Source organism: Collinsella sp. BA40, assembly GCF_008014645.1.
Lineage (GTDB): Bacteria > Actinomycetota > Coriobacteriia > Coriobacteriales > Coriobacteriaceae > Collinsella.
Map to the genome: position 1 here is coordinate 38175 of NZ_VOWY01000007.1, position 13155 is coordinate 51329.

The 13155-nt window shown below is 65.7% G+C and carries 9 protein-coding genes; 6 read left to right on the forward strand and 3 right to left on the reverse strand.

The genetic code is table 11. The features are described 5' to 3' along the window. Positions 1-453: 453 nt before the first annotated feature. A complete protein-coding gene (locus E4J93_RS02730) occupies positions 454-1845 on the reverse strand; it encodes an aminopeptidase (RefSeq protein ID WP_147587959.1) in 1392 nt (463 codons plus the stop codon). A gap of 226 nt (positions 1846-2071) precedes the next feature. On the opposite strand from E4J93_RS02730, the gene polA reads away from it, so the two are divergent. Continuing rightward, a complete protein-coding gene (gene polA / locus E4J93_RS02735; protein ID WP_147587960.1) occupies positions 2072-4873 on the forward strand; it encodes a DNA polymerase I in 2802 nt (933 codons plus the stop codon). A gap of 165 nt (positions 4874-5038) precedes the next feature. Here polA and E4J93_RS02740 read toward each other — a convergent pair whose 3' ends face one another. Next, positions 5039-5914 (reverse strand): HAD family hydrolase, encoded by an 876-nt coding sequence (locus tag E4J93_RS02740; RefSeq protein ID WP_255431884.1) that lies wholly within the window; start codon positions 5912-5914, stop codon positions 5039-5041. Positions 5915-6194: 280 nt separating this feature from the next. Here E4J93_RS02740 and E4J93_RS02745 point away from each other — a divergent pair, with 280 nt between their 5' ends. The 4 genes from E4J93_RS02745 (at position 6195) to E4J93_RS02760 (ending at position 10708) form a co-directional block, all read left to right on the forward strand. Next, entirely contained in the window at positions 6195-7112 is a 918-nt protein-coding gene (locus E4J93_RS02745) for a transporter substrate-binding domain-containing protein (RefSeq protein WP_255431885.1), read from the forward strand. A 102-nt stretch (positions 7113-7214) separates the two neighbouring features. Further along, positions 7215-8411, forward strand: coding sequence for an amino acid ABC transporter permease (locus tag E4J93_RS02750; protein WP_147587961.1), 1197 nt, complete (start codon positions 7215-7217; stop codon positions 8409-8411). A gap of 3 nt (positions 8412-8414) precedes the next feature. Continuing rightward, positions 8415-9182, forward strand: a complete 768-nt coding sequence (locus tag E4J93_RS02755) for an amino acid ABC transporter ATP-binding protein (protein ID WP_304512559.1) — start codon at positions 8415-8417, stop codon at positions 9180-9182. Between the two features lie 134 nt (positions 9183-9316). Next, a complete protein-coding gene (locus E4J93_RS02760; RefSeq protein WP_187231583.1) occupies positions 9317-10708 on the forward strand; it encodes a serine dehydratase subunit alpha family protein in 1392 nt (463 codons plus the stop codon). Positions 10709-10789: 81 nt separating this feature from the next. Here E4J93_RS02760 and E4J93_RS02765 read toward each other — a convergent pair whose 3' ends face one another. After that, positions 10790-11551, reverse strand: a complete 762-nt coding sequence (locus E4J93_RS02765; protein WP_147587963.1) for an HAD family hydrolase — start codon at positions 11549-11551, stop codon at positions 10790-10792. A gap of 322 nt (positions 11552-11873) precedes the next feature. On the opposite strand from E4J93_RS02765, the gene rpsA reads away from it, so the two are divergent. Beyond that, on the forward strand, positions 11874-13049 hold the full coding sequence (rpsA, locus tag E4J93_RS02770) for a 30S ribosomal protein S1 (protein ID WP_147587964.1): 1176 nt from the start codon (positions 11874-11876) through the stop codon (positions 13047-13049). The last annotated feature ends 106 nt before the right edge of the window (positions 13050-13155 follow it).

The following is a 13155-nucleotide window of genomic DNA, read 5'->3' on the forward strand; positions in this document are numbered from 1 at the left end:
CCCCGAAGTGAGTGGAATATCGGGGGCCGCCAGGGCTCTCTCCCTCGAAGTGAGTGGAAAAATGAAACAGCCCGATCGCTCGATTCTCGGTAGTGCGATTACCTGGGCCTTTACGGGCGGTTTTGCGCTGAAAACGCGGTCTGTCCAGGGGTGTGAAAATAATCCACTCACATCGAGGGTGAGAGCTTTTCGACGCCCGCACCCGGGCTCCTGGCATTCGCATCAGACGGCGTTCGCGGCGGGGCGGATGCCGCCGCGCTTCGTATAGGGGCGCCATCGGGGCTCCGATGGAAAGAAAACGCCCGCATCGAGCGTTTGGACGCATCGATGCGGGCGCGGGTGCCGTTCTTGGGCCCCCTGGTTTCCGCGAGGGTCGGGGTGATTTCCGGGGCACGTCGGAGCGCCGGGTGCCGGGGCGCGACGCCGTGTGAAGGGCGCTGTTCGCCGGGTGCGCTACGGGCGCTCGATGAAGGCCTTGTAGCCCTTGTACGCCTCGTAGATGTCGGCCTTGTTGGTGGCCTCCCACAGCGCGTGCATGGAGATGACGGCCACGCCGGAGTCGATGACGTCCATGCCGTACTCGGCGAGGATGTAGGCGATCGTGCCGCCGCCGCCTGCGCCGATGCGGCCGAGTTCGCAGGTCTGGTAGTCCACGCCGGCCTCGTCCATGATGTCGCGGATCAGCGCGAAGTACTCGGCGTCGGCGTCGTTGGAGCCGCCCTTGCCGCGGGAGCCCGTGTACTTGTTGAAGCACAGGCCGTGACCCATGATGGCGGCGTTCTTCTTCTCGAAGCGATCGGCGTAGAGGTGGTCGAAGCCGGCCGACACATCCGAGCTGAGCATGCGGGAGTTCGCCAACGCGCGGCGGAGCGCCAGCGGGGAGTCCTCGCCGGCGAGCGCCATGATCTCGGCTACGGTGTTCTCGAAGAAGCGGCTGGTCATGCCGGAGGCGCCTACGGAGCCGATCTCCTCCTTATCGACGAGCAGGGTCACGCTCGTGGTCTCGACCTCGGGCGTGTCGAGCTGGGCGCGCAGGGACGGGTAGGCGCAGACGCGGTCGTCCTGTCCGTGGCCCAAGATCATGGAGCGGTCGAGGCCCATGTCGCGGGCGGGGCCGGCGGGCACGACCTCGATCTCGGCGGAGAGGAAGTCCTCCTCCTCGACGTCGTACTTCTCCTTGATGAGGTCGAGGAACATCTGCTTGACAGGCTCCTTGACCTCCTCGTCGCCCTCGATGACGACGGGGCGGCCGGCGACGATGACGTCGAGGTTCTCATGGTCGACGGCCTTGCCGGCGGGCTTCTCCATCTGCTCGCTTGCCAGATGGATCAGCAGGTCGGAGATGCAGAAGACCGGATCGGCCGGGTCCTCGCCCACGGCGATGTCGACGGTGGTGCCGTCCTTCTTGCAGATGACGCCGTGCAGGGCCAGCGGGGTGGCGACCCAGTGGTAGGCCTTCACGCCGCCGTAGTAGTGGGTGTCGAGGTAGGCCATGTCGCCGGCCTCGTAGAGCGGGTTCTGCTTGAGGTCGAGGCGTGGGGAGTCGATGTGGGCGCCCAGGATGTTCATGCCCTGCTCCATCGGGCGGCGGCCCAGGTTCACGAGCATGAGGGTCTTGTTGTGGCTGGCGGCGTAGACCTTGTCGCCGGCGGAGAGGGTGCGGCCCTCGGCGATCGCCGTCTCGAGGTTCACGTAGCCGGCTTCCTCGGCCAGCTTGATGCTGGACTTCACGCACTCGCGCTCGGTCTTGTTCTCGCTGATGTAGCGGCGATAGCTCTCGCAGAGCTCGTCGAGCTCGGCCAGGGCCGCGTCGTCGTATTTCTTCCATGCGTTGGGTCGCTCCATGGGATGCGTCCTTTCTACGTGGGTGATCTGGTGCTGTTCGTCATGGTATCACGTGCGCGTGCGCGCGATGTGCGCGCCATCCCGTGAACCATCTTGTAATCGTGCGGGTACGCCCGCAGTTTTTCGGGCATTTCGTAGTCGCCGCGCCGTTGCGGTTTGTGGGTGCGCCCTCGTGCCCCGTGCCGTAGACTGTAGGTGGAAAACCACGCAGGAACGGAGTTCCCCTATGACCGATACAACCCCCGCCGCCGAGCGCCGCCGCGTATTCGCCGTCATCGACGGCAACTCGCTGATGCACCGCGCCTTCCATGCGGTCCCGCCCACCATGAACGCTCCGGACGGCCGCCCCACCAACGCCGTCTTCGGCTTCCTCAACATGTTCCTCAAGATGGTCGACGAGTTCGATCCCGACGGCGTGGTCGTCGCCTTCGACAAGGGCCGCCCGGCGGTGCGCATGGAGATGCTGCCGCAGTACAAGGCGCAGCGCCCGCCTATGGACGACGGCCTGCGCCAGCAGTTCCCCATGATCAAGCAGCTGCTCCAATCCATCCAGGTGCCGATCGTGGAGGCCGAGGGCTGGGAGGGCGACGACATCCTGGGAACGCTCGCCCGCGCCGGCGAGGCCGCCGGTTGCGACATGCTGCTCATCACCGGCGACCGCGACATGTACCAGCTGGTCACCGACCATATCAACGTCGTCTCGACCCGCAAGGGCCTGTCCGACATCGCCATCATGACGCCCGAGAGCGTGGACGACCTCTACCACGGCATCACGCCCGAGCTCGTACCCGATTTCTACGGCCTCAAGGGCGACAGCTCGGATAACATCCCCGGCGTGCCCGGCATCGGCCCCAAGAAGGCCAGCGCCCTCATCGCGCAGTACGGCAGCCTCGACGAGGTCATCGCCCATGCCGACGAGGTCAAGGGCAAGATGGGCGAGAACCTGCGCGCCCATATCGACGACGCGCTGCTCTCCCGCGAGGTGGCGCGCATCCGCACCGACGCGCCCGTATCGGTCGATTTCGCCTCGACGAGCTTCCCTGCTTACGATGCCGTCCAGGTGAGCTCCGGTTTGGGGGAGCTGGGTATCACCGCCATGCAGGGCCGCTTCCTGGCGCTGTTGGGCGAGGGCGCAGCGGCCGACCTGCCCCAGCCCGCATCTTTCGATCTGCCCGAGCCCGCCGTGCGCGCGATCGCCGAGTCGGGGGAGGGCGTGGCCGACGCCTTGGTCGCGCTCTTCGCCGCCATCGAGGCGGGCGAGTGGGTCTCCGTGGCACTCGATGACGACGCGGCGGCGGGCTCGCTGTTCGGCACCACCTGGACCCTGTGGGCGGCGACGTCGCAGGGGCTGCTCGCCTTCGAGGAGATTCACCAGGACGACTTCGCGACCGCGCCGCTTCCCGCCGAGGTCGCGGCCAACCTGGGCGTGGACTCCGATGCCGGCCTGGTGCGCGGCGTGCTGCTGTGCCTGTTCGCCAACGCCTCGGTGGTCTCGCCCGACGTCAAGGCGCTCATCCATGCGGTTTCACCCGTGGACTCGGCGCATCGCGCCTTCCTCGATCCGCTGATGGTCGACCCCGCCCGCGTCTTCGACGTGGTCGTGGCCGCGTACCTGCTCGATTCGATTCGCTCTGATTTCGACGACGCCTACCTGGCGGAGACCTATCTGCATGTCGGCCTGCCCGCGGTGCGCGGGGAGAAGGGCGCCCCGGCCGATGCCCCCGCCCGCGGCGCCCGCGCCGCCGTTCTGGCGCAGCGCCTGCTCGAGCCGCTGGCGGCGGCCCTCGAGCGCGATGGCGACGTCGATGTGTTCACGCGGATCGAGATGCCGCTGGTCCCGGTGCTCGCCGATATGGAGCGCTCGGGCATGCTGGTCGACCCCGATCGCCTCGCCGGCCTCTCCGCCGAACTGGGCGGGCAGATCGATGCCCTGGCGTCGCGCATCCGCGAGCTCGCGGGCGACGAGACCTTCAACATCTCGAGCCCCATGCAGCTCTCCCATATCCTGTTCGACGTGATGGGGCTGCCCACCAAGGGCCTCAAGAAGACCAAGACCGGCTATTACTCCACGAACGCCCGCGTGCTGGAGGAGTTTGCGCGCGACCACGAGTTCGTTCGACTGGTGCTGGAGTATCGCGAGAAAACGAAGATCAAGTCGACCTATCTCGACGCGCTCGGGCAGCTGCGGCGCACCGATGGCCGCGTGCACACCACCTATAACCAGACGATCACGGCGACGGGGCGCCTCTCGAGTTCCAACCCCAACCTGCAGAACATCCCCACGCGCTCCGAGCTCGGGCGCACGGTGAAGACGGCGTTTTCGGCAGGGGAGGGATCCGTGCTGCTCGCGGTCGATTACTCCCAGATCGAGCTTCGCCTGCTCGCGCACCTCTCCGCCGACGAGCACCTCGTGGCGGCGTTCAACGAGGGCGAGGACTTCCATGCCGAGACCGCCGCGCGCGTCTTCGGCGTCGCGGTCGACGAGGTGACCCCCGACCTGCGCAGCCGCGCCAAGGCGGTGAACTTCGGCATCGTATACGGCCAGCAGGCCTATGGCTTGTCGCAGACGCTCGATATCCCCATGGGCGAGGCGCGCGAGATGATCGACCGCTACTTCGAGGCCTATCCCGGCGTGCGCGCCTACCTGGATCGCACGGTGGAGGACGCCAAGGCATGCGGCTACGCGGTCACGATGTTCGGCCGGCGCCGCCCCATCCCCGAGCTTCAGATGAAGAACCCGGTGCAGCGGGGGTTCGGCGAGCGCACGGCTATGAATCATCCCATGCAGGGCTCGGCGGCCGACATCATCAAGCTCGCGATGATCCGCGTGGCGCGCCGCCTACGCGAGGAGGGGTTTGCCGCGCGCATGGTCCTGCAGGTGCACGACGAACTCGACTTCGAGTGCCCGATTTCCGAGGTGGAAGCTCTGACGGCGCTCGTGCGCGAGGAGATGGAGAACGTGGTCGAGCTGCGCGTGCCGCTCATCGCCGAGGCGAGCACGGGCGTGACCTGGGCCGACGCTAAGTAGCGCGGGCGCGCTCGCGACCCCGAGGTCTGCGAAACGCTTTCAAATGATGACGGGAGGCGGCTCGTAAGCGAGTCGCCTCCCGTTTTTTCGTCCTCGTGCGTTCGCCGCGTATGGTTCGAGGCGCACGGCTTCCGGCGGCCTTTGACGCCGTGCTCCGCTTGCGTGCTAGCGCCGCGCCGCGAGCATCGCCTCGATGACCGTCGACACGCCGCGGTCGTTGTTGCTGGGTGCGAGGTAGTTCGCATGGGCGTGCATGTGCTCCTCGGCGTTGGCCACGACGAAGCCATGGCCCGCCGCCTCGAGCATCTGGATATCGTTGTAGGTATCGCCGAACGCGGCCGCGTCGGCGGTGGAGATGCCGAGGTGCTCGCAGAGCCGTTCGATCCCCGAGCCCTTGTTGATGCCCCGGTTCATCACGTCGATCCACTCGCGGCCGGCGTTGGTCACGTGGAAGCGGGCGCCCCATGCGTCGCGGTAGGCGTCGGCGAACACCTCTTCGGCGTTTCGCTCGGGAAAGTAGACGGTGTACTTGTTCACCTCGGCGTCGATCCCGTCCAAGCTGTCGACATAGCGAATCGTCGAGAAGAACTTGCGGAAATAGCCGTCGTGCACGCGGTCGCACGCCCTGATGTAGCAGGCTTCCAGGCTGCAGACCGTAGGGCAGCCGCGCCCGTCTTCCAGGGTGAACCCGAGTAGCTCGTCCACATCCTTCGGCTCCATGAGGCTCTTGTAGATGATTTCCCCGCGATAGGCGATCGCCGCGCCGTTGTCCGACATGAGGGCGATCGCATCGAGGTGGTCGGCGAACATCTCGCGCAGCGTGTAGCAGGGCCGTCCGCTTGCGGCGCAGAACACGATGCCGGCGTCCTCCATCGAGGCGATCAGCTGGTTGAAGCCGGGAGGCAGGGTGCCGTCATCGGCCAGGAGCGTGCAATCCATATCGGTGGCCACGAGCGCGACGGATGCAAGGGCGGGATCGTCGAGGTAGGAGGGCAGCATAGGGTCCTTTCGGGGTGCGGCGGTCGTGTGGTTCGATGCCATTGTAGGTCCATCTGCTCCGTCCCCGGCCGTGATTCTGGGCGCCATCGAGACGGCGGCCCTCCTGCATCGCCGCGGCGTCCCAGTGTATGCGCATCTATGAATATGAAATGTAACCAATCTATTTCTCGGAATATGACGTGCTGGCGCTTCATCAAGATGGAGTATCCTGCCAGGCAGCACGCGGAACTTTCACGCATTGAGTTGCAAGGGAGAGGGGGATGGGCCCCCTCTGGTTGCGTTGTGCGAAAGGGGTCTCAAACTAAAAACCGGAGGTAACATCATGACTCACGAGACTGTCGATGTATCGGTACGATCCGCCATACGTTCCCGTAGGGAGTTTCTCAAGCTCTCGGGACTCACGGCGTTGGGCATCGGGGGGATGATGTTCCTCACGGGGTGCGGCCCTGCTCCCCTGGAGAGCGCGGATGATGCGGAGGGCTCTTCGGCCTCTTCCGCGGTGCTGGGCGACGGCGTCACCCTGCGCGTCGGTATGGAGGCGGCATATGCCCCCTATAACTGGCAGGTTTCCTCGGCTTCCGATTTCACCATCCCCATCGAGAACGTTTCGGGCGCCTATGCCGATGGCTACGATGTCCAAGTTGCCAAGATCATCGCGGAGCAGCTCGGCATGGAGGCCGTCGCGGTCAAGCTCGAGTTCGGCTCGCTCATCGATGCGCTCAACAACGGCCAGGTGGATATCGTGTGCGCGGGAATGTCCGTCACGCCCGAGCGCGCCTCGGCGGCGGCGTTCTCCGAGTCGTATGTGGACGACGATATCGTGATGATCACCAAGAAGGATTCCGCGTACGCCGGCGCCACCACGTTCGCCGACCTCGAGGATGCATCGATCCTGGGCCAGGCGGCCACCATGTACAACGACGTGATCGACCAGATTCCCGAGGTCAACCATATGACGCCCGCCGAGACCGTCCCCATGGTCGTGGAGAACCTGCGCAGCGGCACGTGCGACATCATCACCTACTCGAAGCTTTCCGCCCCCAAGCTGCTCGAGGTCTATCCCGATTTCGTCGAGCTCGAGATGGCCGACGCCTTCGAGGGGTCGCGCATGCCCGACAACGCGGCGGTCGCGAAGGGCAACGATGCCGCGCTCGCCCGCATCAACGAGATCATCGCCGACATCGATGAACAGGATCGACAGGACATGTGGTCGGCCTGCATGGACCGCCAGCCCGCCTAGCGCTCGCGCGTCGTCAACCAAGACAACCATCAACGCCCCTGGTGCGCGTTGGGCAAGGGCCCGCGCGCGCCTCGGGCCCTATCGCTCTATCTGGGGGAGACTATGGATTCCACACGTTCCGGCATGGGCGGCGCCCTGGCCCGCATGGCCGCGTTCGCTCGCTCCGAACACCGCTACGTCCTGCTCGGCACGAGCGCCGTGGCGGCGGCGGGCATGGCGCTGTCGAGCCGCCCGCGTCCCGCGCTCAGCTTCATGGCGCATGCCTACGGCGTCGAGGTCGTCATGTATTACGCGCTCGCCGCCTGGGTCGCCCTCTCCGCGGTCGCGCTCGCGTTCAAGCTTGCGAGGTGGAGGACGTATGCGAAGACGTCGCCCTTCACGCGTCCCGCTGCGGTTCGCGCGCTTCGTTACGGCTCGTATGCGGTATGCGCTATGACGCTCGTCCTCGCGATCGACCGCATCGCGATGGGGCTCGCATCGGCATGGCGGGTCGCCGTGACCGCCGATACGCGTCCCGAGCCCATGCTCGAGAGCATGCTCTTCATGCTCTACGACAGCCGCGCGATCTTCTTCGAGGGCTTCAAGACCACGGTCGCCCTCGCGGTATTCGGCACGGTCATAGCGTTCTTCCTGGCGCTGCTGCTGGTGTTCTTGCGTATCCAGGTGGTGGACCGCGCCGATAACGATTTCGTTCGGTTCTGGAAGGTCGCGGGAGCGGGTTTCGCCAAGGCCTACAGCACCGTGGTGCGCGGCACGCCCATGATGGTCCAGGCGATGATCATCTTCTTCGGCGTGTTCTCGCTGTTCAAGCTGACGAGCCTCACGACTACGCAGGTCAATGGCATCTGGAGCACCTTCGCAGCCGGCCTCGTCACCATCGTGTTGAACTCGACGGCCTATATGATGGAGGTCCTGCGCGGCGGCATCGAGTCCGTCGACGCCGGCCAGATGGAAGCGGCGCGCTCGCTCGGTCTCTCGCAGTGGCAGGCCATGAGGAAGGTCGTCTTCCCCCAGGGCGTGAAGTTCGCCATTCCCGGCTTGTCCAACGAGCTGGTCATCAACATCAAGGACTCCTCGGTGCTGTCCGTAATCGGCACCTTCGACCTCATGTTCGCCACGACGACCGTGGGCGGCATGTATTACCGCCAATTCGAGGCGGCGCTGCTGACCAGCGTGATCTATCTGTGTCTTACGATGTGCGCCTCGTGGCTGCTGGGCCGCTTCGCCGCCCGGCTCGACGTGAGGCCCGTCAAGCTCGGCAGCACGTCCGACCAGCCCGTCAACGTGGAGGAGAACTAGATCATGAGCATGAACGAATCCGCTGTCCCCATGGATGGCTGCATGGTTCGCATCGAGGGCCTTCGGAAGTCGTTCGGCGACCTGGAGGTGCTGCGCGACGTGAACCTGGACGTGGCGCCGGGCGAGGTCGTGACGATCATCGGCGCGTCCGGTTCGGGCAAGTCGACGCTGCTGCGCTGCATCAACCTGCTCGAGACGCCCGATGCGGGCCACGTGTGGTTCGAGGGCAGCGACCTGACGGCCGACCATGTGGACGTGAACGGGCTGCGCGAGGATATCGGCATGGTGTTCCAGGGATTCAACCTGTTCAACAACATGGACGTCCTCGATAACTGCACGCTCGCGCCGGTGACGCTCAAGAAGATGGGGAAGGCCGAGGCGGAGGCCGTCGCGTTGGCCCATCTTGAATCCGTGGGCCTTGCCGATTTCGCGCACGCCGCCCCCGCGACGCTGTCCGGTGGCCAGAAGCAGCGCGTCGCCATCGCGCGGGCCCTGTGCATGAATCCCAAGATCATGCTGTTCGACGAGCCGACCTCCGCGCTCGACCCGCAGATCGTGGGAGAGGTGCTCGAGGTCATGCGCGGTCTCGCGCGCGACGGCATGACCATGGTCGTCGTGACGCACGAGATGGAGTTCGCGCGCACCGTGTCCGACCGCGTGGTGTTCATGGACCGGGGCGTCATCGCCGAGCAGGGCGAGCCCGAGCAGATGTTTACAGAGCCCGCGCATCCGCGTACCCGCGCGTTCCTGGCCCGGTACCTTCGGTCGTAGCGGGCATCCATGTCCGTCGAGCTCGCCCCGTGCGCGCTGGATGGCGTCCGTTCGGCCGTGAAGGGCGGCATGGTTAGGAAATTTGCGTCGAACCAAGTAGAATTGCAACCATTGGTCGATGCAAGGAGGCAATCGTGGGGGAATCTGCTAGCGAGGTAACGAGGGATGCCGCGGCGCGCGATCGGGCGCTGTGCGAGCTGCTCGATGGCGAGCTGATCTGCGCGCTGGGATGCACGGAGCCCATCGCCGTGGCGTACGCGGCGGCGCTGGCGCGCCTGGTGCTGGGTTGCGAGCCCGAGGCCATGCGCGTGGGATGCTCGGGGAACATCATCAAGAACGTGAAGAGCGTGACGGTGCCGAACTCCGGCGGCATGCGCGGCGTCGAGGCCGCGGCCGTGCTGGGCGCCGTGGGCGGCAACGCGGCCGCGGCGCTCGAGGTGCTCGAGGGGGTGGACGATGCGCACCGCGCCCGCACGGTCGAGCTGCTCGGGTCGGACGGCTACTGCGAGGTGGGCCTCGTCGAGGGCGTGCCCAACCTCTATATCGATGTGCGCGCCGAGGCCCTGGGCCACGTGGCCGAGGTCGCCATCTCGGAACACCACACCAACGTCGTGCGCTGCACGCGCGACGGCGTGCCGGCGAACCGGCTGTGTCCCGCGGCGCGCGGCGGCGAGGTGGAGGATGCATGCTCGGGCACGTGCGCGCTGCTGAATGCGGCGGGCCCCGCTGCTGCCGAGCCCTCCCATGCGCGTCCCGTCGAGGGGATGTCGCTCGATATGATCATGGACTTCGTCGAGTCCGGCGACATCGAGGCCGCCCGCGCCGCGCTCGAGCGGCAGCTCGAGCTCAATCGCGCCATCTCGGACGAGGGCCTGCGCAACTCCTGGGGCGCCGAGGTCGGGCGCACGCTGCTGGCGACGCGCGGCGACGACGTGGCATGCCGCGCCCGCGCCCGCGCGGCGGCCGGGTCCGATGCGCGCATGAGCGGGTGCGCGCTGCCCGTGGCCATCGTGTGCGGCTCGGGCAACCAGGGTATCACCTGCGCCCTGCCCGTGCTCACGTACGGCGAGCAGCTCGGCGTGCCGCACGATAGGCTGGTGCGCGCGGTCGCGTTGGCGGACCTCGTGGCCATCCATACCAAGAGCTACATCGGTGCGCTCTCGGCGTTCTGCGGCGTCGTGTGCGCGGCGTGCGGAGCCGGTGCGGCCATCTGCTGGATGCGCGGCGGCACGCGCGAGCAGATCGGCGCGACCATCGTGAACACCCTGGGCAACGTCGGCGGAATCGTGTGCGACGGCGCCAAGGCGAGCTGCGCGGCCAAGATCTCGGCGGCGGTGGATGCGGCCATCCTCGGCTGCGATATGGCGCTCGAGGGCCGCGGGTTCCGCGCAGGCGAGGGCGTCGTGCAGGATACGGTCGAGGAGACCATCGCGGCCATGGGCTACGTGGGCCGCGTGGGCATGAAGGATACCGACGTCGAGATCCTTAAGATCATGACGGGCGAGACCGAGGTCGCCGCCTGCTAGATCCATCGCGCACCCACCATGTAACCAAGGGCGCCCCCGCGTTCGTTCGCGGGGGCGCCCTTGGGTTATGCATCCGCTTCGCTAGGCGCGGGAGGCCGCAGCCTCTTCCTGGCGCCGGTAGAAGCGCTCCTCGATCTCGTTGAAGCTGGCGGCGAAATCGGCCATCGAGCCCGACCACGTGGCGCGCTCCTGCACGCCGTTGCCCACATAGGCGGTCTGGATGCCGCAGGCGGGGGCGGGGAAGTCGCGCTTGGGGTCGTTGCCCACCATGAGTACCTCGTGGGGTTCGAGTCCAAGGGCTGCCAGGCTCTCGAGGTAGTAGGCGGCGCTGGGCTTGCAGTGGTGGGAGTTCTCCATGGTGGTGACGAGCTCGAACGGCATGTCGAGCATATCACCCCAGCCCATGCGGCAGCGTATGCAGTCCTCGCTGAAGCTGGGGTTGGTGAGCAGGGCCGTGCGCAGACCGCGCGAGGCCACCGCGTCGACGGCTTCGCGGGCGCCGGGGCGCGGCCGCGCATGGATGATGGCGTCGTTCCTGTTGGGGAGCACCTCGCGCTCGTAATACTCGAACGCGTCGCGGACCACGGGGTCGTTCATGGGAACGCCGCATCGGCGCATGATGAAATCGTCGAAGAACTCGCGGTTGGAAAGGTCTTGGTCGGTGCGCTCGGCGTTGTTGATCTCGAGCATGGCCGAGCCGTAGAGCGCGAACATCGACAGCGCGTTCTTGCGTCCGATCTGCGCGAGCATGGACGATTCGTCCCTGGCGAGAACGGCGATGAAAGCGCTCAGGTTCAGGCTGAGCAGCGTGTCGTCCATGTCGAATACCACGGCCTTGAGCATAGCGCCTCCTCTAACGGTCAATCTGTTAACTATAGCACGAGCCCGGGCGGCTCCGGGGAGGGCGGCGGGGCCTTACCGTCCCATGATGATCGTCAAGGTGTTCTTATGGACCAGCTGCGTAAAACTTGGGTCTGACGCTTGAAAATAGTCGGAATTACTCGTACTCTAGATGAACGTGAATGCAAACGCTTCACATCCGTATCTGTCGGCCCCCGAGTATGTTCCAAACAGTGAGCAAATGCGCCCGGGTAGTTTACCCAATGCAGGCGTTCATCTGCAGGTCTAGCAAATCGGGGCCCCGTAGTTCGAAAGGGGTCCACCTTTGAGTGAGATTCAGAACTCGTCCATCTTCTCCCTCGACGATGTAAACGAAGAGGAGATGAACAGCCTTATCGACGGTAGCATCACCGATTTCGATGAGGGCGATCTCGTAAGCGGCACTGTCGTGAAGATCGAGCGCGACGAGGTGCTCGTTGACATCGGATTCAAGTCCGAGGGCGTTATCCCCGTGCGCGAGCTCTCCATCCGCAAGGACGCTAACCCTGCAGACATCGTCGCTATCGGCGATCCCATCGAGGCCCTCGTTCTCCAGAAGGAGGACAAGGACGGTCGTCTGGTCCTCTCCAAGAAGCGTGCCGAGTACGAGCGTGCTTGGAACCGCATCGAGGAGAAGTTCAACGCCGGCGAGAACGTCGAGGGCGAGGTTATCGAGGTCGTCAAGGGCGGTCTTATCCTCGACATCGGCCTGCGCGGCTTCCTGCCCGCCTCCCTCGTTGACCTTCGCCGCGTGAAGGACCTCACCTCCTACATGGGCACCTCCATCGAGGCTCGCGTCATCGAGATGGACCGCAACCGCAACAACGTCGTTCTGTCCCGTCGCGTCGTGCTCGAGGAGTCCCGCAAGGCCGAGCGCTCCGAGATCCTCTCCAAGCTCAAGAGCGGCATGCGTCTCAAGGGCACCGTTTCCTCCATCGTGGACTTCGGCGCCTTCGTGGATCTGGGCGGCATCGACGGCCTCATCCACATCTCCGAGCTCTCCTGGAACCACGTCAACCACCCCTCCGAGGTCGTCAAGGTCGGCCAGGAGGTCGAGGTCGAGGTTCTGGATGTCGACCTCAACCGCGAGCGCATCTCCCTCGGTCTCAAGCAGACCACCGAGGATCCGTGGCGTGCTCTCGTTAAGAAGTACCCCGTGGGCGCTATCGTCGAGGGCTCCGTTACCAAGCTCGTTCCCTTCGGCGCCTTCGTCGACCTGGGCGACGGCATCGAGGGCCTCGTTCACATCTCCGAGATGGCGAACAAGCACGTCGACCAGCCCAGCCAGGTTACCCACGTGGGCGACACCGTCCAGGTGAAGGTCATGGAGATCGACCTCGACCGTCGTCGCATCTCCCTGTCCATGAAGTCCGCCGCCGAGACCCTCGGCGTCGAGATCGAGGTTGCCCCGCTGCCCTCCGAGAAGAAGGACGACGAGGCCGAGGCTGCTGACGCCGAGTAGCGTTCAAGCATCTTTTCTCACACATTACGCGCGCAAGGCCTCTGGGTTCGCCCGGGGGCTTTTCTTTTGTGGAAGCGCCGGTTTGAAGGAGCGGGCCCGGTCGGTG